Consider the following 21430-nt stretch of genomic DNA (forward strand, 5'->3'; position numbering starts at 1 on the left):
GGTGTTTCTCCTCAGGCATTTTTATTGGTTTGTATTGGCGCGATCGCCGGCCCGCGCACCGCCAGGCCACCCAAGGCGTAGTACAGCGCCCCGCCCAGCAGCGACCCGGTGAACCAGCCATAGTCGTAGAACCAGCTGAAGCTGCTGTTGCCGATGGCCAGCACGGTCAGTGCCACCGGCAAGGCGAAGGCGGCAAAACCGGCCAGGTTCCACGCCGGGTACACGTCATCGCGGTACAGGCCGGCCAGGTCCAGTTGCTGGCGGCGGATCAGGAAGTAGTCCACCACCATGATCCCGGCGATCGGCCCAAGCAGGCTGGAATAACCCAGCAGCCAGTTGGAATAGACACTCTCCAGGCTCAGGTCGGAAACGATCCAGCCAAGCTTTTTCAGCAGCTCGTGCCCCATCAGTGCCAGGCCAATGAAGCCGGTCAGCCACACCGCGCGGCTGCGCCCGATCAGGCGCGGGGCGATGTTCTGGAAGTCGTTGGTCGGCGAGACGATGTTGGCGGCCGTGTTGGTCGACAACGTGGCGATCACGATCAGCGCCATGGCCAGTGCGACCCAGCCGGGGCTGTGGATCTTGCCGATCAGGCTGACCGGGTCGGACACCGTCTCGCCCACCAGCGAGGCGGACGCTGCCGTCATGATCACGCCCAGCGAGGCGAACAGGAACATGGTCAACGGCAGGCCGAAGATCTGCCCGAGAATCTGGTCCTTCTGGCTCTTGGCGTAGCGGCTGAAATCGGGAATGTTCAGCGACAAGGTGGCCCAGAAGCCGACCATGGCGGTGAGCCCGGCACAGAAGTAACCGACCACGCTGGCTCCTTCCGGGCGCTTGGGCGGCTGTGCCAGCAACTCGGTCATCGACATATGCGGTAATGCCCAGAACAGCAGGCCGAAGCCGACCGCCACCAGCAACGGGGCCGACAAGGTCTCCAGCCACTTGATCGACTCGGCACCGCGCAGCACCACCCACAGGTTGAGCGTCCAGAACACCATGAAACCGATCACCTCGCCGGTCCCGCCCAGCGACTTCCAGCCGTCGAAGATCGAGCCGAGGAACAGGTGGATGGCCAGGCCGCCGAACATCGTCTGGATACCGAACCAGCCACAGGCCACCACCGCGCGGATCAGGCACGGCACATTCGAGCCGAGAATGCCGAACGAGGCGCGCAGCAGCACCGGAAACGGGATGCCGTACTTGGTGCCGGGGAAGGCGTTGAGGGTCAGCGGGATCAGCACGATGAGGTTGGCCAGCAGGATCGCCAGCAACGCCTCGCCCACGCTCAGGCCGAAGTAGGCCGTGAGCACGCCGCCGAGGGTGTAGGTGGGCACGCAGATGGACATCCCCACCCACAGCGCGGTGATGTGCCATTTGTTCCAGGTGCGCTGGTGCACCTTGGTCGGTGCGATGTCGTGGTTGTAGCGCGGGCTGTCGAGAACATCACTGCCTGCGGACAGCTCGAACAGGCCAGCCTGCTCGATCACTTCCGATCTGCTCTGTTGCATGGGGCCTTCTCCAGATTTTTTTCTAGTTGTTTGCTCATCGGGCTAACGCGATGGCCGGAGTACACACACCACCAGTACTGCTCCTCCGGTCCGGCCTGGCGGTTGTGGCCGTACTCAAAATGCGTGCCGGGTTGGCTTGCGCCTACCCGGCCGGCCGCCGCCGACCGGAGGTAATCAACTGATCTGCAAAGCATTCTCGTACGGCAGGCGCGGGCACGGTTATCCCCTCGCCTGCCGCTTGCGCCACCTTGGGCCGGCCTTGGCCCCCGCAACAGGTTTCAAACTGGTGCAGCCTGGTTTTTCATCGGCGCGGCCTGCGCCTCGAAGCCAGGAATCAAGCAGCTGATTTTGCATGGAAAATCTTGACCAATTTGGCATCTTGTCAAGTGCGTCAAAATGGTGAAAGGCCTCACCATTTTGGTGACACAAGAAATTAATTGTTAAATATCAGCAAGTTAGTGGAAGCATAAGCATATAAATTATTTTCTTGAACAATCCAGAAACTGCATCTAAATTCCAATCTTGTCAGGCCTGACAGGATTAACACGCCGCTTTCAGCCACTGACACATAACAATTTCAAGAACCGGCACAGACCGGTCAGCCTGCGAGGAAGACGGCATGTCCCTGTTGATCCGTGGCGCCACCGTGGTAACCCATGAAGAGCATTATCCCGCCGATGTTTTGTGTATCGATGGCCAGATCCGCGCCATCGACAAAGACCTCGAGGCCCCCACCGACTGCGAGATCCTCGATGGCAGCGGCCAGTACCTGATGCCCGGCGGCATCGACCCGCATACCCACATGCAGCTGCCCTTCATGGGCACCGTCGCCAGCGAGGACTTCTTCAGCGGCACCGCCGCAGGGCTGGCCGGTGGCACCACCTCGATCATCGACTTCGTCATCCCCAACCCGCAGCAGTCATTGCTGGAGGCCTTCCACACCTGGCGTGGCTGGGCGCAGAAGAGCGCATCCGACTATGGCTTCCATGTCGCCATCACCTGGTGGAGCGAGCAGGTCGCCGAAGAAATGGGCGAGCTGGTCAACACACATGGGGTGAACAGCTTCAAGCACTTCATGGCTTACAAGAACGCCATCATGGCGGCCGACGACACCCTGGTGGCCAGCTTCGAGCGCTGCCTGCAACTGGGCGCAGTGCCTACGGTGCATGCCGAGAACGGCGAGCTGGTCTACCACCTGCAGAAGAAACTGCTGGCCCAGGGCCTGACCGGGCCAGAAGCGCACCCGCTATCGCGCCCTTCGCAAGTCGAAGGCGAAGCCGCCAGCCGCGCCATCCGCATTGCCGAGACCATCGGTACGCCGTTGTACGTGGTCCATATCTCCAGCCGTGAAGCGCTGGACGAAATCACCTACGCCCGGGCCAAAGGCCAGCCGGTGTACGGCGAAGTGCTGCCGGGGCACCTGCTGATCGACGACAGCGTCTATCGCAACCCGGACTGGGCGACCGCCGCCGGTTACGTGATGAGCCCGCCGTTCCGCCCGCGCGAGCACCAGGAAGCGCTGTGGCGCGGCCTGCAATCGGGCAACCTGCACACCACCGCCACCGACCACTGCTGCTTCTGCGCCGAGCAGAAAGCCATGGGCCGCAACGACTTCAGCCGCATCCCCAACGGCACCGCCGGCATCGAGGACCGCATGGCGGTGCTGTGGGATGCCGGGGTCAACAGCGGGCGCCTGTCGATGCACGAGTTCGTCGCGCTGACCTCGACCAACACCGCGAAGATCTTCAACCTGTTCCCGCGCAAGGGCGCCATCCGCGTCGGCGCCGACGCCGACTTGGTGCTGTGGGACCCGCAGGGCACGCGCACCATTTCCGCCCAGACCCACCACCAGCGGGTCGACTTCAACATTTTCGAAGGCCGCACGGTACGCGGCATCCCCAGCCACACCATCAGCCAGGGCAAGGTGCTCTGGGCCGATGGCGACCTGCGCGCCGAACCTGGCGCCGGTCGTTACGTGGAGCGCCCCGCCTACCCCTCGGTGTACGAGGTACTGGGCCGACGCGCCGAGCAACAGCGCCCGACACCCGTTCAGCGCTGAGCTGCCCCGCATTGCCGTACCGGCCCTCAGAGGCCGGGCGGCGCCGTATTGCCGTTGACTGCCACAACCAAAAAAGAAAAGAGAGGCTACAACCGTGATCGATGCCCTGAACCACTTGCCGCGCCCGCGTGCCGGCAGCGACCGACTGGCCGAGCGCTTCACCGACCTGGCCCCGCCCCTCACCGCCCGCCAGGCCGCCGTCGAAAGTGCCCGCTGCCTGTATTGCTACGACGCCCCGTGCGTCAACGCCTGCCCAAGCGAAATCGACATTCCGTCGTTCATCCACCGCATCAGCGACGAGAACCTGCAAGGCGCCGCCGAGCGCATCCTGTCGGCCAATATCCTGGGCGGCAGCTGCGCCCGCGTGTGCCCCACCGAAATCCTCTGCCAGCAAGCCTGCGTGCGTAACAACGCCCAGGAATGCGCCCCCGTGCTGATCGGCCAGTTGCAGCGCTACGCCCTGGACAATGCCCATTTCAGCGAACACCCCTTCAAGCGCTCACCCGCCACCGGCAAGCGCATCGCCGTGGTCGGTGCCGGCCCTGCGGGGCTGTCGTGTGCCCATCGGCTGGCGATGCACGGCCATGACGTGGTGATGTTCGAAGCCAGCGAAAAAGCCGGTGGTCTCAACGAGTACGGCATCGCCCGCTACAAACTGGTGGACGATTATGCCCAGCGCGAAGTGGAATTCCTGCTCGGTATCGGTGGCATCGAGATCCGTCACGGCCAGCGCCTGGGCGCCAACCTCGCCCTCGGCGAGTTGCGCGACCAGTTCGACGCCGTGTTCCTCGGCCTGGGCCTTAACGCCGTGCGCCAGCTCGGGCTGGCCGACGAAGAAGCCCCCGGCCTGCTCGCTGCCACTGCATACATCCGCGAGCTGCGCCAAGCCGAAGACCTTGCGCAACTGCCCTTGGCCGACCGCTGCATAGTGATCGGCGCCGGCAACACCGCCATCGACATGGCTGTGCAAATGAGCCGCCTGGGCGCCCGCGACGTCAACCTGGTATACCGCCGCGGCCACGCCGACATGGGCGCCACCGGTCACGAACAGGACATCGCCAAGGCCAATCAGGTACGCCTGCACACCTGGGCCCGCCCCGACGCCGTGCTGCTCGATGCACACGGCCGCGTGCGCGGCATGCGCTTCATGCGTACGGAACTGGCCGACGGCCGCCTGCGTGATACCGGTGAAACCTACGAACTGGCCGCCGACGCCATCTTCAAGGCCATCGGCCAACGCTTCGACGACGCTTGCCTCAACGACCCGGTCGCTGCGCAACTGGCGCGTGACGGCGAGCGTATCCGTGTCGATGACAACCTGCGCACCAGCCTGCCGGGCGTGTACGCCGGCGGCGATTGCACCGCCCTGGGCCAGGACCTCACCGTCCAGGCCGTGCAACACGGCAAGCTGGCCGCCGAAGCCATCCATGCCCAACTCATGCTCAACGTGGAGGCAGCGTAAATGGCCGACCTGTCCATCGAATTCGCCGGCATCAAGGCGCCCAACCCCTTCTGGCTGGCTTCTGCGCCGCCGACTGACAAGGCCTACAACGTGGTCCGCGCCTTCGAAGCGGGCTGGGGCGGCGTGGTCTGGAAGACCCTGGGTGAAGACCCGGCGGCGGTCAACGTGTCTTCACGTTATTCCGCGCACTACGGCGCCAACCGTTTGGTGCAAGGTATCAACAACATCGAGCTGATCACCGACCGTTCACTGGAGATCAACCTGCGGGAAATCACCCAAGTGAAGAAGGACTGGCCCGACCGCGCGCTGGTCGTGTCGCTGATGGTGCCGTGCGTGGAGGAGTCGTGGAAATTCATCCTGCCGCTGGTGGAGGCCACCGGCGCCGATGGCATCGAGCTGAACTTCGGCTGCCCCCACGGCATGCCTGAGCGCGGCATGGGCGCGGCCGTCGGCCAAGTGCCGGAGTATGTGGAAATGGTCACCCGCTGGTGCAAGCTGCACTGCTCGCTGCCGGTGATCGTCAAGCTCACGCCGAACATCACCGACATTCGCCAGTCGGCCCGGGCGGCCCACCGCGGCGGTGCGGATGCGGTGTCGCTGATCAATACCATCAACTCGATCACCCGTGTCGACCTGGACCGCATGGTCGCCCACCCCATTGTCGGCGACCAGAGTACACACGGCGGTTACTGCGGCTCGGCGGTCAAGCCGATCGCCTTGAACATGGTCGCCGAGATCGCCCGCGACCCAGAGACCCGCGGGCTGCCGATCTGCGGCATCGGCGGGATCGGCAACTGGCGCGATGCAGCCGAGTTCATCGCCCTGGGCAGCGGTGCAGTGCAGGTATGCACGGCGGCGATGCTGCATGGCTTCCGCATCGTCGAAGATATGAAAGATGGCTTGGCGCGCTGGATGGACCAGCACGGCCACCGCAACCTGGAGGCGTTCCGCGGGCAAGCCGTGGCGCACACCACTGACTGGAAGTACCTGGACATCAACTACAAGTCCGTGGCGCATATCGACCAGGACGCATGCATTGGTTGCGGACGTTGCCATATTGCCTGTGAGGATACGTCGCACCAGGCGATTACCAGCACACTGAAGGCTGACGGGACCCATGCCTATAGCGTGATCGAGGACGAATGCGTGGGCTGCAACCTGTGCCAGATCACCTGCCCGGTGGAGAACTGCATCGAAATGGTCGCGCAGGATACCGGCAAGCCTTACCTGAACTGGACGCAGGATCCGCGCAATCCCTACCGTGAGGCCAGCTGAAGACTGCAGATTGCTGGGGCTGCTGCGCAGCCCCATCCACTCATGGCTCCAGCCCGATCCCGCGCAAGATCACGCAGGTCACCGTCTGCACCGCACGCTCGAACGCCCTGTCGGACAGTGGCTCGCCGGCGTTCAGCAACGCCACCTGATAACCAAAGTCGGCATAGTGCTGTGTCGACGCCCAGATCATGTACAGCAGCGCCGAAGGCTCTACCGGCAGGATACGCCCGTCCGCCACCCAACGGCGGATCTTGTCCTCCTTGAGCTTTGCCCAGGGCACCAGGCTCTCCGCCAGGTTCACCCCCAGCACCGGCGCTCCGTGCAGCATCTCCTCGGCCCAGATTTTCGAGCCCAGCGGCCGTGAACGCGAATGGCCCATCTTGGCGCGGATGTAGCTGGTCAGCACCACCCGCGGGTCATCGAAGCTCTCGAAGCACAGCGCGTCCTGCTTCCACACATCCAGCAGGTCTTGCAGCACGGCACGGAACAGTTCGTCCTTGGTGCTGAAGTAATAGTGCAGGTTGGAGCGCGGCAGCTCGGCCTGCTCGGCGATGTCACCCATCGAAGTGGCGCCATAGCCCTTTTCGGCAAACACCTTTTCGGCAGCGACGAGGATCTTCTCGATATTGCGACGGCGGATTTCGATTTTGTGGTTGGCCATCAGGCTTGGGCCGTCCACACCGCCAGTTCGTACCCGTCCGGGTCGATGAAGTGGAAACGACGGCCACCCGGGAAGGCGAAGGTCGAGCGGCTGATTTTCGCCCCGGCCGCCTCGACCCGCTGTCGCGCGCCGTCCAGGTCGTCGGCATACAGAATCACCAGTGGCCCCCCCGGCCGCACCGCTTCGCCAGTGGTGAAGCCGCCGGTCAAGCGACCATCGCTGAACTCGGTATAGCTGGGCCCGTAGTCGGTGAAGCGCCAGCCGAACACACTACCGTAGAAAGCCTTGCTCCGTGCGATGTCGCTGACGTTGAACTCGATGTTGTCGATCTGCCGATCGTGGCCACGAACGCTCATGCGTGCTCCTTGCCGAATGGGGATTGACCTAGTCTACTCCGGTACTTTCATCCAACTGAATCAGGCCGCCTGAAATAACCGGGCGATGACGGGCTGCTGACGATGGCGGGCCTGCCAGATGTCATAGTCGGCCTGGATGGCGAGCCACATCCGAGCTGTACTGATACCTGCCATTTCCAGGCGCAGCGCCAAGTCTGGCGACATGGCCGCACGGCCATGCAGTACCCGCGAAAGCGCTTCTCGAGAAAAACCCAGATGCGTTGCGAACGCCTTTACCGTCAGGCTGAGCGCTGGTAATACATCCTCACGCAAGGTTTCGCCGGGATGTGGCGGATTGTGCAAAGGCATGAACAGCCCTCCTGTTCAGTGATAATCAAGGTAATCGACCAATTCGACATCCGAGCCCACGAAACGAAAGATCAGCCTCCAGTTACCGGAAACACTCACTGACCAGAAGCCCGACAGCCCACCCTTGAGCGAATGCAATTGCCAACCTGGCAGGTTCAAATCCTGCGCGATGATGGCGCGCTCCAGAAATTGCAGCTGTCGCTTGAGACGTTTTGCATGAGTGGCCTGAATACCCCGGGTGTTACCCGTTTCGTAAAAGAATCGCAGTCCCTTGTGTCGAAAACTGATGATCATGGGTAGCTCGCCGCGTCCATTTGGGAGACCGACAGAGTGTGACCCCATGCGTCACACGATTCAAAGTATCATGTGTGACGCAATGCGTCACACAGAAATTTCACCGCTAACTACAACGTGCCCGTTCACGCACCGGGCATTGCGCCCGATGCAGGTTCACCGCCGTATTGATGATGCCGATATGGCTGAACGCCTGAGGGAAATTGCCGAGCATGCGCTTGCCCGCCGGGTCGTACTGCTCGGCCAGCAGGCCGACGTCATTGCACAACGCGGTAAGCTTTTCATACAGCGCCTGGGCCTCAGCCTCGCGCCCTAGCATTACGTACACATCGGCCAGCCAGAACGAGCACACCAGGAACGTGCCCTCCCCCGGCGTCAGGCCGTCGCTGCAGCTGTCGCTGTCGTAGCGCAGCAGCAAGCCGTTCTTGAGCAGCCGTTGCTCGATTTGCGCCAGGGTGCGCTGAAAACGCGGATCGTCGGCCGGCAGGAAGCCGGTCAGGGCGATTTGCAACAGGCTGGCATCCATCTCGGCCGAGCCATAGGCCTGGACGAAGTGCTGGCCGCCGGCATCAAGCCCGCGCGCGCAGACTTCGCGATGAATCTCGTCGGCCACCTGCCGATAGTGGCGGCTTTGCTCGCGGCCTTCCTCGGTGGTGTCGGCAAGCCCCGCCGCGCGGTCGAAGGCGACCCAAGCCATGACCTTGGAGTGGACGAAATGCTGACGCCCACCACGCACCTCCCACAACCCTTCGTCAGGGTCGCGCCAGATGCGCTCGACATAGGGCAGGATCAGCCGGGCGATCGCCGCACTGCGCGGGTGGCGCGGCAGGCCGCCTCTGATTGCCTGGGCCATGGCGTCGGCCAGTTCGCCGTAGATGTCCAGTTGCACCTGCTCGGAAGCCGCATTGCCGACCCGTACCGGCTGCGAGTGCTCGTAGCCGGCCAGCCACGGCAAGGTGTATTCCTGCAGGTCACGCTCGCCGGCCAGGCCATACATGATCTGCATCTGTTCAGGATTGCCAGCTACCGAGCGCAGCAGCCATGCACGCCAGGCCTGGGCTTCATCGAAGTAGCCAAGGTTCATGAAGGCCAGCAAGGTCATGGTGGCGTCGCGCAGCCAGCAGAAGCGGTAGTCCCAGTTGCGCTCGTGGCCGATACGTTCGGGCAACGAGGTGGTGACTGCTGCGACGATGCCGCCAGTGGGCGCGTAGGTCATGGCCTTGAGGGTGAGCAGCGAGCGGCGCACCAGGCCGGTGTAGGGGCCGACCTCCGGGCAACGGTCGGCGAACGCCTGCCAATGCTCGAGGGTGTGTTGCAGCGCCTGGTCGATGTCGCAGTCGGGCTGCACCGGCAAGTGCGAGGGCTGGTGACGCAGGCTAAAGACCTGGCGCTCACCGGCACCCACGCGAAAACGGGCGACGGTGTGGTGGTCGAGGCCGTGAGAGACCACGCTGCTGCGCAGGATCACACGGTCGGGGCCGGCCACCGCGCTGAGCGTCAGCGGGTCGATTTTTTCTACCCAGGGCACGCTGCGCCCGTAGTCGAAGCGCAGCACCAGGTCCATTTCGAAGTGGGTCTCGCCAGACAGGCCTTCGACGATGCGCACCACCGAGTTGACCTCGTCCAGCGGCATGAAGTCGAGCACCCGGGCGCGGCCACTGGCGGTGACCCAGGTGGTTTCCAGCACCAGGGTGTCGCCCAGGTACTGGCGGCTGGTGTGCTCGATGGGGTCGCTGGGTGCCAGGCGCCAGCGGCCGTTCTCTTCGTTGCCCAACAGCGCGGCGAATACGGCCGGGGCGTCGAAGCGCGGCAGGCACAGCCAGTCGAGTGAGCCGTCGCGGCTGACCAAGGCGGCGCTGCGGCAGTTGCCAAGCAGGGCGTAGTCTTCGATATGGGCGGGCATTGCACCTCCTTTATGCGGTTACCCCAGCTTGTGCCACTCGCGCTTGTCGCGCGTCAGCAATTCATTGCCGGCTTCGGGGCCATCCTCGCCCGCCGGGTACTCATGCACCTCGCCCGCCTGGGCCCAGGCATCAAGAAACGGCTGCACCGCGCGCCAGCCGTTCTCGATGTTGTCGGCCCGCTGGAACAGCGTCTGGTCGCCAGTCAGGCAGTCGTAGATCAGCGTTTCGTAGCCGGTGGCCGGGGTCATCTTGAAGAAGTCCTTGTAGGCAAAGCCCAGCTCGACGTTCTCCATCACCAGTTCCGGCCCCGGCCGCTTGGCCTGCAAGTCGAACCACATGCCTTCGTTGGGCTGGATCTGGATCTTCAGGTAGTTGGGCTTGGGCCGCTCCAGCTCCGACTCGCGAAACTGCGCGTAGGGCGCGGGCTTGAAGCAGATGGCGATCTCGGTGTCGCGCACGCTCATGCGCTTGCCAGTGCGCAGGTAGAACGGCACCCCGGCCCAGCGCCAGTTGTCGATCATCACCTTGAGTGCCACGTAGGTTTCGGTCTGGCTGTCGGGTGCGACGTTGTTTTCCTGGCGATACCCCGGCAGCGGCTTGCGGCCCTGCTTGCCCGCGCTGTACTGACCCCGCACGGAGTTCTTCAGGGCCATCTTCGCCGACCAGGGGCGGATGGCGCCGATCACCTTGGCCTTCTCGCCCCGCACGGCATCGGCGGCAAACGCTGCCGGTGGCTCCATCGCCACCATCGCCAGCAACTGGAACAGGTGGTTGGGGACCATGTCGCGCAACGCGCCGGTGTTGTCATAGAACGCGCCACGGGTTTCCACACCGACCGTTTCGGCCGCGGTGATCTGTACATGGTCGATGTAGTGGTTGTTCCAGAACGACTCGAACAGGCCATTGGAGAAGCGGCTGACCAGAATGTTCTGTACCGTTTCCTTACCCAGATAATGGTCGATGCGGTAGATCTGCCGCTCGCTCATCACTTTCAGCAGGCAGGCATTGAGCGCCTCGGCACTGGCCAGGTCGGTGCCGAAGGGCTTTTCCACCACCACCCGCCGGAAGCCACCGGCAGACTCGTCGAGCAGGCCGGCCTCGCCCAGGCGCTGGGCCACTTCAGGGAAGAAGCGCGGTGAGGTGGCCAGGTAGAAGATGGCGTTGCCGTGGCTCGTCTTGTCGATACGCTTGGCCAGCGCCGCGTAAGTCGCCGGGTCGAGGAAGTCGCCGGTCTGGTAGTCCAGGCGCTTGGCCAGCCGCGCCCAGAGTTTCTCGTCCAGGCACTTGGCAGCGCCCTCGCTGCCTTTGTCGCGCTCCAGCATGAAGGCATGCAGGCGCTCGGCAAATTCATCAGCCGTGGCCGCGTTATGGTCAACGCCGACAATACGCAGGTTGCGGTCCAGCAGGCCGTCGCGGCTGAGGTTGTAAAGCGCCGGCATCAACAGGCGCTTGACCAGGTCACCATTGGCGCCAAACAGGAACAGCGTGCAGGGCGGAGCAGCAGGTATGGTCTGTTTGGTCATCAGTCTTTTTTCTCGACGTGGCCACCGAAGCCCAGGCGCATGGCCGAGAGGATCTTGTCGCCGTAGGTGCCCTGCTGTTGACGCGAGCGGAAGCGGGCGAACAGTGCACTGGACAGCACCGGCACTGGCACCGCCTGTTCGACGGCAGCGTCGATGGTCCAGCGGCCTTCGCCGCTGTCGGACACCGAGCCACTGAACTGCGCCAGCTGCGGGTCGGCCACCAACGCATCGGCAGTGAGGTCGAGCAGCCAGGAAGTGACCACGCTGCCACGGCGCCACACTTCGGCGATCTCGGCGACGTTGAGGTCGAAGCGTTGCTCCTCCGGCAGCTCATTACCACCCTTGCTGCGCAGCAGGTCGAAGCCTTCGGCATAGGCCTGCATCAGGCCATATTCAATGCCGTTGTGCACCATCTTCACGTAATGCCCGGCGCCAGGTGGGCCGGCGTGAATATAGCCATGTTCGGCGCGTTGATGCTCGCCGCTGCGGCCGTGGGTGCGCGGTATGTCGCCCACACCCGGTGCCAGTGCCTTGAACAAAGGCTCCAGGCGCTCGAACACGTCCTTCTCGCCACCAATCATCATGCAGTAGCCACGGTCCAGCCCCCATACGCCACCGGAGGTGCCGACATCCAGGTAATGCAGGCCACGTTTGGCCAGCTCCTTGGCGCGGCGCATGTCGTCCTTATAGAAGGTGTTGCCGCCATCGATGATCGCATCACCCGGCTCCAGCAACTCGGCCAGTTGGGCAATGGTTTGCTCGGTAGGCTCGCCAGCGGGCAGCATCACCCAGACGGCGCGGGGCGCCTTGAGCTTCTGCACCAGCGCGCCGAGGTCGTGGGCGCCCAGGGCGCCCTCGCGATGCAGGGTTTCGACGGCATCACGGTTGCGGTCATGCACCACGGTTTGGTGGCCGGCGCGCATCAGGCGCCTTGCGATATTGCCGCCCATGCGGCCCAGCCCGACGATTCCCAGTTGCATGAGCTGACGCTCCCCTGTTCAAAATGGATGACATACACAGTTCGACATTTCAGATTAGTCCAGCACTGCGCCCGAGGGTTCAGCGACGAACGGCATGACAACGTTAAACAAAAAAGTTCCCTTAGGCGGCGAAAGAATTCAGAATGCGCGCCGCGTGAAGCGTCTACGCTTTAACTGTCACCAGCCAAAACCGCGAGGTGTGCTCATGGGTACCTTGATGCCTGCTACTGCAACCCAGACCCTCTATGTCTCCGTGCGCCGCGACGAGCTGCGCAAACTGAAGGACGAACGTGACCAGCTGCGCCAGCAGGTCGCTCAGTTGCACATGTTGCTGGAACAAGCGCGTAGCGACGGCAAAATCGTCACACTCTGATTCATCCCCTCCCGCTCGGTGGGAGCTTCGCGCTCCCACACTGCTGAACCCTCGCCCCAGAATGGTGCATCAAAAGCTGCTCAGCCAGCCGATGGCGCACGCATCAATCCGCCCTGCCCCACCCTCGGACACCCCCATTCATTTCCGGTCACACACGCCAACGTTTGCGTCTATCTCGCGTCATAACGAAAGTGACCAGTGGGTCACCTTTTTAGCTCCCTCTCTCCTACACTCAGGTTTCGGCCCGCCATTTGCTCAGAGGAAGAGCGACGTAAAAAAGTCGAACTTTTGGAAATGGTGGCGGGTCAGCAACTAAGTAGGCCAAACGCAAAAGGACCTCCTTCGCACGGCCCGCCTACCCCACCCAGTCCAAACGCCTTCGGCCGGAATGCTGATCGCGTTGTGCCTTCGCGCACGACTCAGGGGCATGGATAGCGTTACGCAATTGCCGAATCAGAGAGAACAAGCACGAGATATTGCAATGGGTGCCAGCACCCAGCCAACACTTAGGGACGGAGAGAAGTATGATCAGTGCCGCTGTCGAGCCTCACGTAGATTCATTCAACCGCGACAACCGCGAGCCGCTCACCCCGGATTTCGCCAAGACAGGCAAGGCACCCGGCGCCCAGCGCCAGCACAACCCGAACAAGCGCAAGATCCTTTTCGTCACTTCGGAAATCGCCGACCTGGTCAAGACCGGCGGCCTCGGTGACGTGTCTGCAGCGCTGCCCCGGGCCCTGGCGCACCTGCACGATGTACGGGTGCTGATCCCCGGCTACCCCCAGGTGATGGAAAGCGACAACCCGATCCATATCGTCGGCGAACTCGGCGGCCACGCCGCCCTGCCACCCTGCAAGATTGGCCGCATGGACATGCCGGACGGCCTGGTCATCTATGTGCTGATCTGCCCCGAGTTGTACCAACGCGACGGCACCCCGTACGGTGCCAACAACGGTCGCGACTGGCCTGACAACCATATCCGTTTCGCCCGCCTGGGCCTGGCCGCAGCAGAAATCGCCGCTGGCGAAGGCATGATCCACTGGAAGCCCGAAGTGGTGCACGCGCATGACTGGCCCGCCGGCCTGGCGCCAGCCTACATGCACTGGCGGGGGCTGAACACGCCGACCCTGTTCACCATTCACAACCTGGCCTATCAGGGCGTCTACAGCCGCGGCTGCAGCCCGGAGCTGGCGATCCCCGAGCATGCCATGCAACAGGAAGGCATGGAGTTCTACGGCAAGCTGTCCTTCCTCAAGGCCGGCCTGGCCTACTCCAGCCACATCACCACGGTCAGCGCCACCTATGCCCAGGAAATCACCACCCCGGAATTCGGCTGCGGGCTTGATGGCTTCCTGGCCAGCAAGGCCCAGCAAGGCCTGCTCGGCGGCATCCCCAATGGCATCGACGAAAGCTGGGACTCGGCCACCGACAAGCACCTGGAGCATAACTTCAGCATCAATGACTGGGACGGCAAGGCACGCAACAGCGACGCCGTGCGCAAGCTGTTCGGCCTGGAAGCCTCTGAGGGGCCGTTGTTCGCGGTGGTATCACGGCTGGTCTACCAGAAAGGCCTGGACCTGACCTTGGGCGTTGCCGACTACATCGTCGAACAAGGTGGTCAGATCGCGATCATCGGCCGCGGTGAGCCGGAAGAGGAACAGGCCATGCGCGAGCTGGCCCTGCGTCACCCTGGCCGCATTGGCGTGCGTATCGGTTTCAACGAAACCGACGCCCGGCGCATGTTCGCCGGCAGCGACTTCCTGCTGATGCCTTCGCGCTACGAGCCGTGCGGCCTGAGCCAGATGTATGCACAGCGCTTTGGTTCGCTACCGGTGGCGCGCAATACCGGCGGCCTGGCCGACACCATCGAGGACGGCGTTACCGGCTTCCTGTTCAATGAATCGACCATCGACAGCTACCGCGAAGCGCTGAGCCGTGCCTTCTATACCTACGGCAAGAAGGACCTGCTCAACGCCATGCGCTGCCTGTCGATGACCCAGCCGTTCAACTGGTGCCAGGCAGTGGAACCCTATGCGCGGCTCTATGAAGACTTGGTCAAGCAGTCACACCTGAGCCACTATTGAGCGGGGTTTGAAGATGCACAGGCATGGCGCACACCTTTTGGACGCCACGTCGGCGCGCTTCGCCCTCTGGGCGCCGGATGCGCGCAGCGTGAGCTTGGAACTGGAACAGCAGCCCGCCATCGAGCTGCTGCCCGAGGACGACGGCTGGTTCACGGGCCTTGCGCCGTGCCAGGCCGGCGACCGCTATCACTACCGCATCGACGGCAAGCTGCAGGTGGCCGACCCGGCGTCGCGCTATCAGCCCGAAGGTGTGCACGGGCCAAGCCAGGTGGTGGATGTAGCCCGCTACGACTGGCAACACCCGTGGCAAGGCAGGCCTTGGCACGAAGCCGTGATCCAGGAGCTGCACGTCGGCGTGCTCGAAGGCTACCAAGGCGTCGCCCGGCAGTTGCCGCGGCTGGCCGAACTGGGCATCACTGCCATCGAGCTGATGCCGCTCGGCCAATTCCCCGGCGAACGCAACTGGGGCTATGACGGTGTGCTGCCCTATGCACCGCAGCATACCTACGGTAGCCCCGAACAGCTGTGCGCACTGGTGGACAGCGCCCATGGCCAGGGGCTGATGGTGATGGTCGATGTGGTCTACAACCACTTTGGCCCGGACGGCAATTACCTGCACCAGTACGCCAGCCCGTTTTTTCGCGAAGACCGCCAGACACCCTGGGGGGCGGCCATCGACTTTCGCCGCCGCGAGGTACGCGAATATTTCATCCAGAACGCCCTGATGTGGCTGTGCGACTACCGCTGCGATGGCCTGCGCCTGGATGCGGTGCACGCCATCGACCAGCCTGACTTTCTGGTTGAATTGGCGCAGCGAGTACGCACTGCCGTGGAACCCGGCCGGCATGTGTGGTTGGTGCTGGAAAACGAGCACAACCAGGCCTCGCTGCTCGAACAAGGCTTCGATGCGCAATGGAACGATGATGGCCACAACGCCTTGCACGTACTGCTGACCGGAGAAACGGAAGGCTATTACGCCGACTACCAGGAACGGCCCATCGAAAAACTGGCCCGCTGCCTGTCCGAAGGCTTCGTGTTCCAAGGCCAGGCCAATCGCCACGGTGTACCACGCGGCGAACCCAGCGGGCACCTCGAACCCTCTTCGTTCGTGTTGTTCCTGCAAAACCATGACCAGATTGGCAACCGCGCATTGGGCGAACGCCTGACGCGCCTGTGCCCGGCGCCGGCCTTGCGTGCGGCCACCGGCCTGTTGCTGCTGGCGCCCATGATCCCGTTGCTGTTCATGGGCGATGACGATGGCAGTTGTCGGCCGTTCCTGTTCTTTACCGATTTCCACGACGAACTGGCCGATGCCGTGCGCGAGGGCCGGCGCGGCGAGTTCGCCCACTTCAAGGCATTTGCCGACCCCGAGCAGCGCGCTCACATCCCCGACCCCAATGCCGAACAGACCTTCGAGGCCTCGCGGCCGCAGAACAACGAGGTGATCGCTGGCTGGCGCGGGCTCTATCAGCGCTTGCTCGCCTTGCGCCAGCGCCACGTCATCCCGCACCTGCCCGGCAGCCGCGCACTGGGCGCCGAGGTGCTGGGCGACCGAGCCCTGACCGCGCGCTGGCGCCTGGGGGATGGCAGCATACTGCGCATTGACCTGAACCTGGCCGCCACACCTCAGGGCGTCGAACTGCCCGCCGCACAATGGCGCCTGTTCGACAGCAGCGACACCTCCCACCCAAATACTGCGCTGTCCGCCCACAGCTGCGTGGTCAGCCTGCTTCCACCCGGCCAGGAGCGCCCATGAGCGAAACCGCCTTGCACCGACTGGCCGCCCGCGTAGGGCTGGCCCGCGACTGGATCGACGCCAACAACCGGCCGCAACAGGTCAGCGACGAGGTACTGCGCAAGGTTCTCGACGGCCTGGGTCACCCCGCCCGCGACGAGCCTGCCATCCAGGCCAGCCTGCGCGCCGTGGAGGCCGCCGATGACGGCGAACACCTGCCCCCGCTGATTACCGCCGAGCTTGACCAACCGCTGCCCTTGGGGCGCTACTTCCCGCCAGGCAGCGCCGTACGTTGCACCTTGGAAAGCAACCGCCTGCAGGACCTGACCCTCGATGCCCAGGGCAACCTCCCCGGCGGCCTGCCGGTCGGTTATCACCTGCTGCAGATCAACGACCGCAGCTTCACCGTCGCCGTCGCACCGCCACGTTGCTGGGGCTTGGCTGACGCCGTCGCCGAACCACCGCCGCGCTGCTGGGGCCTGGCCGTGCAGCTTTACAGCCTGCGCCGCCCCGGTGATGGCGGCTATGGCGACTGCCTGGCGCTGGAGCAGCTGGCACGCAGCGCCGCCGAACGCGGCGCTGACGCCTTGGCGATCAGCCCGATCCATGCCCTGTCGGCCATCGACCAGCAACACTACAGCCCCTACTCGCCGTCCAGCCGTCTGCTGCTGAACACCCTGTACGCCAGCCCCGCCGCCCTGCTGGGTGAGCGCGCCGTGCGCATGGCGATCGAGGCCTGCGGCCTGGAACAGGTAGTCGAAGAGCTGGAACAACGCCCGCTGGTGGACTGGCCTCGCGCCGCCGACGCCCGCCTGCGGCTGCTCGAAGCGCTTTATCTGGATTTCAGCCAGGCCGACCACCCACTGCGCAAGGACTTCGACAGCTTCCGTGAAGCCCGTGGCCAGGCCTTGGAGCACCACTGCCGTTTCGAAGTGCTGCAGGCGCATGCCGTCGAGCATGGCCTGGGCGCCGACTGGCGCAACTGGCCCAGTGCCTGGCACGATCCGTACCACCCGGAAGTCGAAGCCTTTGCCAACGCTTATCCGGCAAAGATCGAATTCCACGCGTTCTGCCAATGGCTGACCGAACGCAGCCTGCAACGCGCCCAGCACGCGGCACGCAGCAATGGCATGGCAATCGGCCTGATTGCCGACCTGGCCGTCGGAGCCGACGGTGCGGGTAGCCAGGCCTGGAGCCGCCAGGACGAGCTGCTGGCCAACTTAAATGTGGGCGCTCCGCCCGATATTCTCAACCGCTCGGGCCAGGACTGGGGCATTTGCGCCTTCTCTCCCGAAGGCCTCAAGCGCAACGGCTACCGCGCCTTCATCGAGATGCTGCGGGCCAACCTGACCCATGCCGGCGGCCTGCGCATCGACCATGTGATGGGCCTGCGCCGGTTGTGGCTGATCCCCCGTGGCTGCAAGCCCGACGAAGGCGCCTACCTCAGTTTCCCGGTAGAAGACCTGCTGCGCCTGCTGGCCCTGGAGTCGGTGCGCCACCAGGCGATCATCCTCGGCGAAGACCTCGGCACCGTGCCCGAAGGCCTGCGCGAACAGCTGGCGGCCAAGGCTGTGCTGGGCATGCGCGTGCTGCCGTTCGAGCAGACCCAGCCCGGCCTCTTCAAGCCGATCCTCGATTGGCCGGACGACGCCTTGGCCACCACCGGCACCCACGACCTGGCACCGCTGGCCGGCTGGCTGCAAAGCCGCGACATCGACTGGAGCCACCGCCTGGAGCTGATCGATGCCGCCACCGAACTGCACTGGCGCCACGAACGGCAGAAGGAGCGCGAAGGCTTGCGTCGCATCCTTGAGGCCAACTACGGCCCGCAGGCGAACAACGACGCGCTGATCGACGCTGCCATCCGCTATGTCGGCCACACCCGAGCCCCGCTGGTGCTGATCCCCCTGGAAGACCTGCTCGGCAGCGACGAGCAGCCCAACCTGCCCGGCACCACCAGCGGCCACCCCAACTGGCGCCGGCGCTTCGCCGCACCGGTGCGTGAATTACTCGACGACGAAGACGCCTCACGGCGCCTTGAACTGCTGGCCCAGGCCCGCGAACAAGCTTGGGAGCGTGACCGATGAAGCCGTTGACCGCGACACTGCGCCTGCAATTTCACAGCGACTTCAGCCTTGATGACGCGGTGCCACTGGTACCGTACTTCGCCCAACTGGGCATCAGCCACCTCTACGCCTCGCCGATCCTCAAGGCCCGCGCCGGCTCGCGCCACGGCTATGACGTGGTCGACCCGACCTGCGTCAACCCCGAGCTCGGTGGCGAGGCAGCATTGCTACGGCTGGTGGCTGCGCTGCGCCAGCATGGCATGGGGCTGATCCTCGACACGGTGTCCAACCACATGGCCGTGGGCGGCGCCGACAACCCTTGGTGGCAGAGCCTGCTGGCCTGGGGCCGGCGCAGCCCCTACGCAGAGTTCTTCGACATTCAATGGCACTCCAGCGACCCGCTGCTGGCCGGCCAGCTGCTGTTGCCATTCCTCGGCAGCGACTATGGCGCGGCGCTGAAGAACGGCGAAATCCCGCTGCAATTCGACGCGCAATCGGGCGAGCTGCAGATCGCCCACTATCAGCATCGCTTCCCGATCTGCCCGCTGGACTATGGCTGGATCCTCGCGCAAAGCCCTGAGCCTGCGCTAAAGGCCCTGGCAGAGCATTTCACTGCCTTGCGCGAAGCCCCCGAGCCACTGGCGAATGCCCTGCCCCTGCACGCCGAACTGGCGCGCCTGGTGCGTGAAGGCGCGGACCTGGAGTCGGCCCTGATCGCCTTCGACAGCCGCAGCGAAAGCGGTTTCAAGCGCCTGCACCTGCTGCTCGAACGCCAGACCTACCGCCTCGCCAGCTGGCGCACTGCCGCCGATGACATCAACTGGCGGCGCTTCTTCGACATCAACGAGCTGGGCGGCTTGCGCGTGGAGCGTGGCGTAGTGTTTGAAGCCACCCACGCCAAGCTGTTCGAACTGATCGAGCGCGGCCTGGTGGACGGCCTGCGCATCGACCATATCGACGGCCTGGCCGACCCGCGCGGCTATTGCCGCAAGCTGCGTCGCCGGGTCGACAGCCTGCTCGCCAAGCGCCCGGTGCAGGCTGCGCTTGAGCACTTCCCGATTTACGTGGAAAAGATCCTCGGCGCCGACGAGCACCTGCACCGCGACTGGCTTACCGACGGCACCACCGGCTACGAGTTCATGAACCAGGTCTCGCTGCTGCAGCATGACCCGGCCGGTGAAGTACCGCTGACCGAATTGTGGGCGACGGTCAGCGAGCGTCCCGCGTTCCCCGAGGAGGTGCGCCTGGCGCGCCACCTGGTGCTCAATGCCAGCCTCGCCGGCGATTGCGAATCGGTGGCCCAGGCCCTGTTGCAGGTCGCCCGCGACGACCTGATGACCCGCGATCTGACCTTGGGCGCGATCCGCCGGGCATTGCAGGCGCTGGTCGCGCATTACCCGGTGTATCGCACCTACTTCAACGCCTGCGGGCGCCCGGCCGAGGATGAACGCTTCTTCCAACAGGCCCTGGCCAATGCCCGCCAGGACCTTGGCGAAGCCGACTGGCCGTTGCTTGACCAGCTTGAGCAATGGCTCGGTGGCCAGCCTTGGCGCCAGATGCCTCCCGGCCGGCCGCGCAAGCACCTGCGCCATGCCTGCGTGCGCTTCCAGCAGCTCACCGCCCCCAGTGCCGCCAAGGCCGTCGAGGACACCGCCTTCTACCGCTCGGCACGGCTGCTGTCACGCAACGATGTCGGCTTCGAGGCCGAGCGCTTCAGTGCTGCCGCCGAGCATTTCCACAACGAGGCTCAGCGCCGCCTGCGCGACTTCCCCGACAACCTGTTGGCCACCGCCACTCACGACCACAAGCGGGGCGAAGACAGCCGTGCTCGCCTGGCCGTGCTGAGTGAGCGGGGACCTTGGTTTGCCAGCCGCGTGGAGCACTGGCACGAGCTGGCCACGCCGCTGCGCGAGCAACTGGACGACGGCGTGGCCCCCAGCCCCGGCGACGAGCTGCTGCTGTTGCAAACGCTGCTGGGCAGCTGGCCACTCACCCTCGACCTGCACGACGACAACGCGCTACGCCAGTACGCCGAACGTATCCGCCAATGGCAGCAGAAGGCCCTGCGCGAAGCCAAGTTGCGCAGCAGCTGGAGCGCGCCGAACGAGGCCTATGAAGCGGCCTGCGCCGCCTATGTCGACGGCTTGCTGCTGGATCGGGAAAACCAGCAGCTGCGCCAGTCGCTGGCCGATGCGGCCCACCTGATCGCCTGCCCCGGCGCGCTCAACGGTCTGGTCCAGAGCCTGCTACGCATGACTGTGCCTGGCGTGCCCGACTTGTACCAGGGCAATGAATACTGGGATTTCAGCCTGGTCGACCCGGATAACCGCCGTGCGGTGGACTACGCTTGCAGACGCCGCACCCTCGACGATGCCAGCGCCCTCGGCGAGCTGCTGGCCCACTGGCGCGACGGCCGCATCAAGCAGGCTCTGATCGCTCGAGTGCTGGACTGTCGCCAGGCGCACCCCGAATTGTTCCGTCGAGGGGCCTACCTGCCGCTGAACGTGCAGGGCCGGCATGCCGACCAGGTGATTGCCTTCGCCCGCCTGGGCGAAGGCCAACGCGCCATCGTCGTCGCCCCGCGCCTGGCCAGCGGCCTGCTTGGCGGCGCCACAACACCGTTGATCCCGGCACAGAACTGGGACGACACCCGGGTAATCCTGCCGTTTGCCTTGTCGCCTGCCACTTGGACTGGACTTTTCGGCGGCACTGCTGTCAGCCCTACAAGGGAGCTGATGTTGAGCGCGGTCTTGGCGGAATTCCCAGTCAACCTGTTGATTGAACATGCATAGCATTCAG

At 64.4% G+C, this 21430-nt stretch carries 16 protein-coding genes; 8 read left to right on the top strand and 8 right to left on the bottom strand.

Annotated features, from left to right (window positions below):
* Positions 1 to 11 precede the first annotated feature (11 nt).
* Positions 12 to 1511, bottom strand: coding sequence for an NCS1 family nucleobase:cation symporter-1 (locus tag APH28_RS05090; protein WP_060507890.1), 1500 nt, complete (start codon positions 1509 to 1511; stop codon positions 12 to 14).
* 619 nt (positions 1512 to 2130) lie between these two features.
* Here APH28_RS05090 and hydA point away from each other — a divergent pair.
* The 3 genes from hydA to preA all read left to right on the top strand — a co-directional run bounded on the left by hydA (position 2131) and on the right by preA (position 6307).
* Positions 2131 to 3570, top strand: coding sequence for a dihydropyrimidinase (gene hydA / locus APH28_RS05095; protein WP_060507891.1), 1440 nt, complete (start codon positions 2131 to 2133; stop codon positions 3568 to 3570).
* Between the two features lie 94 nt (positions 3571 to 3664).
* Complete coding sequence (locus tag APH28_RS05100) at positions 3665 to 5032, top strand: NAD(P)-dependent oxidoreductase (RefSeq protein ID WP_060507892.1); 1368 nt, start codon at positions 3665 to 3667, stop codon at positions 5030 to 5032.
* A complete protein-coding gene (gene preA, locus APH28_RS05105; RefSeq protein WP_060507893.1) occupies positions 5033 to 6307 on the top strand; it encodes an NAD-dependent dihydropyrimidine dehydrogenase subunit PreA in 1275 nt (424 codons plus the stop codon).
* A 40-nt stretch (positions 6308 to 6347) separates the two neighbouring features.
* Here the strand turns inward: preA and APH28_RS05110 are convergent, their stop codons facing one another.
* The 7 genes from APH28_RS05110 to gnd form a co-directional block, all read right to left on the bottom strand.
* Positions 6348 to 6968 (bottom strand): TetR/AcrR family transcriptional regulator, encoded by a 621-nt coding sequence (locus tag APH28_RS05110; RefSeq protein WP_060507948.1) that lies wholly within the window; start codon positions 6966 to 6968, stop codon positions 6348 to 6350.
* Entirely contained in the window at positions 6968 to 7324 is a 357-nt protein-coding gene (locus APH28_RS05115) for a VOC family protein (RefSeq protein ID WP_060507894.1), read from the bottom strand. Before APH28_RS05115 ends, APH28_RS05110 begins: the two co-directional genes overlap by 1 nt.
* Before the next feature lie 60 nt (positions 7325 to 7384).
* The gene (locus APH28_RS05120; RefSeq protein WP_060507895.1) at positions 7385 to 7672 is read right to left on the bottom strand and encodes a HigA family addiction module antitoxin; all 288 of its coding nucleotides are present in this window, start codon (positions 7670 to 7672) and stop codon (positions 7385 to 7387) included.
* Positions 7673 to 7687: 15 nt separating this feature from the next.
* Positions 7688 to 7966, bottom strand: coding sequence for a type II toxin-antitoxin system RelE/ParE family toxin (locus tag APH28_RS05125; protein WP_060507896.1), 279 nt, complete (start codon positions 7964 to 7966; stop codon positions 7688 to 7690).
* Between the two features lie 106 nt (positions 7967 to 8072).
* On the bottom strand, positions 8073 to 9869 hold the full coding sequence (locus tag APH28_RS05130) for a glycoside hydrolase family 15 protein (protein WP_060507897.1): 1797 nt from the start codon (positions 9867 to 9869) through the stop codon (positions 8073 to 8075).
* 18 nt (positions 9870 to 9887) lie between these two features.
* The gene (gene zwf / locus APH28_RS05135; RefSeq protein ID WP_060507898.1) at positions 9888 to 11393 is read right to left on the bottom strand and encodes a glucose-6-phosphate dehydrogenase; all 1506 of its coding nucleotides are present in this window, start codon (positions 11391 to 11393) and stop codon (positions 9888 to 9890) included.
* Positions 11393 to 12373 carry a phosphogluconate dehydrogenase (NAD(+)-dependent, decarboxylating) gene (gene gnd, locus APH28_RS05140; RefSeq protein WP_060507899.1) on the bottom strand — a complete coding sequence of 327 codons (981 nt, stop codon included), beginning with the start codon at positions 12371 to 12373 and terminating at the stop codon, positions 11393 to 11395. The genes zwf and gnd overlap by 1 nt, the downstream gene beginning before the upstream one ends.
* 205 nt (positions 12374 to 12578) lie before the next feature.
* Between gnd and APH28_RS28820 the strand changes: the two genes are divergently transcribed.
* The 5 genes from APH28_RS28820 (at position 12579) to APH28_RS05160 (ending at position 21423) form a co-directional block, all read left to right on the top strand.
* On the top strand, positions 12579 to 12746 hold the full coding sequence (locus tag APH28_RS28820) for a DUF6026 family protein (RefSeq protein WP_256248556.1): 168 nt from the start codon (positions 12579 to 12581) through the stop codon (positions 12744 to 12746).
* 524 nt (positions 12747 to 13270) lie between these two features.
* Positions 13271 to 14830, top strand: a complete 1560-nt coding sequence (gene glgA / locus APH28_RS05145; protein ID WP_060507900.1) for a glycogen synthase GlgA — start codon at positions 13271 to 13273, stop codon at positions 14828 to 14830.
* A 13-nt stretch (positions 14831 to 14843) separates the two neighbouring features.
* Positions 14844 to 16586: a malto-oligosyltrehalose trehalohydrolase gene (gene treZ, locus APH28_RS05150; protein WP_060507949.1), complete on the top strand. Its 1743-nt coding sequence runs from the start codon at positions 14844 to 14846 to the stop codon at positions 16584 to 16586.
* Positions 16583 to 18652, top strand: coding sequence for a 4-alpha-glucanotransferase (gene malQ / locus APH28_RS05155; protein ID WP_060507901.1), 2070 nt, complete (start codon positions 16583 to 16585; stop codon positions 18650 to 18652). Before treZ ends, malQ begins: the two co-directional genes overlap by 4 nt.
* On the top strand, positions 18649 to 21423 hold the full coding sequence (locus tag APH28_RS05160; protein WP_060507902.1) for a malto-oligosyltrehalose synthase: 2775 nt from the start codon (positions 18649 to 18651) through the stop codon (positions 21421 to 21423). Before malQ ends, APH28_RS05160 begins: the two co-directional genes overlap by 4 nt.
* The last annotated feature ends 7 nt before the right edge of the window (positions 21424 to 21430 follow it).

The sequence above is a fragment of the Pseudomonas sp. NBRC 111124 genome, assembly GCF_001320245.1.
In the GTDB taxonomy this organism is placed as follows: Bacteria; Pseudomonadota; Gammaproteobacteria; order Pseudomonadales; family Pseudomonadaceae; genus Aquipseudomonas.

Excerpts from the sequence above, each read along its gene's own strand:
- APH28_RS05090 (WP_060507890.1), bottom strand. The coding sequence starts at position 1,511 with ATGCAACAGAGCAGATCGGAAGTGATCGAGCAGGCTGGCCTGTTCGAG.
- hydA (WP_060507891.1), top strand. The coding sequence starts at position 2,131 with ATGTCCCTGTTGATCCGTGGCGCCACCGTGGTAACCCATGAAGAGCAT.
- preA (WP_060507893.1), top strand. The coding sequence starts at position 5,033 with ATGGCCGACCTGTCCATCGAATTCGCCGGCATCAAGGCGCCCAACCCC.
- APH28_RS05110 (WP_060507948.1), bottom strand. The coding sequence starts at position 6,968 with ATGGCCAACCACAAAATCGAAATCCGCCGTCGCAATATCGAGAAGATC.
- APH28_RS05115 (WP_060507894.1), bottom strand. The coding sequence starts at position 7,324 with ATGAGCGTTCGTGGCCACGATCGGCAGATCGACAACATCGAGTTCAAC.
- APH28_RS05120 (WP_060507895.1), bottom strand. The coding sequence starts at position 7,672 with ATGCCTTTGCACAATCCGCCACATCCCGGCGAAACCTTGCGTGAGGAT.
- APH28_RS05125 (WP_060507896.1), bottom strand. The coding sequence starts at position 7,966 with ATGATCATCAGTTTTCGACACAAGGGACTGCGATTCTTTTACGAAACG.
- APH28_RS05130 (WP_060507897.1), bottom strand. The coding sequence starts at position 9,869 with ATGCCCGCCCATATCGAAGACTACGCCCTGCTTGGCAACTGCCGCAGC.
- zwf (WP_060507898.1), bottom strand. The coding sequence starts at position 11,393 with ATGACCAAACAGACCATACCTGCTGCTCCGCCCTGCACGCTGTTCCTG.
- gnd (WP_060507899.1), bottom strand. The coding sequence starts at position 12,373 with ATGCAACTGGGAATCGTCGGGCTGGGCCGCATGGGCGGCAATATCGCA.
- APH28_RS28820 (WP_256248556.1), top strand. The coding sequence starts at position 12,579 with ATGGGTACCTTGATGCCTGCTACTGCAACCCAGACCCTCTATGTCTCC.
- glgA (WP_060507900.1), top strand. The coding sequence starts at position 13,271 with ATGATCAGTGCCGCTGTCGAGCCTCACGTAGATTCATTCAACCGCGAC.
- treZ (WP_060507949.1), top strand. The coding sequence starts at position 14,844 with ATGCACAGGCATGGCGCACACCTTTTGGACGCCACGTCGGCGCGCTTC.
- malQ (WP_060507901.1), top strand. The coding sequence starts at position 16,583 with ATGAGCGAAACCGCCTTGCACCGACTGGCCGCCCGCGTAGGGCTGGCC.
- APH28_RS05160 (WP_060507902.1), top strand. The coding sequence starts at position 18,649 with ATGAAGCCGTTGACCGCGACACTGCGCCTGCAATTTCACAGCGACTTC.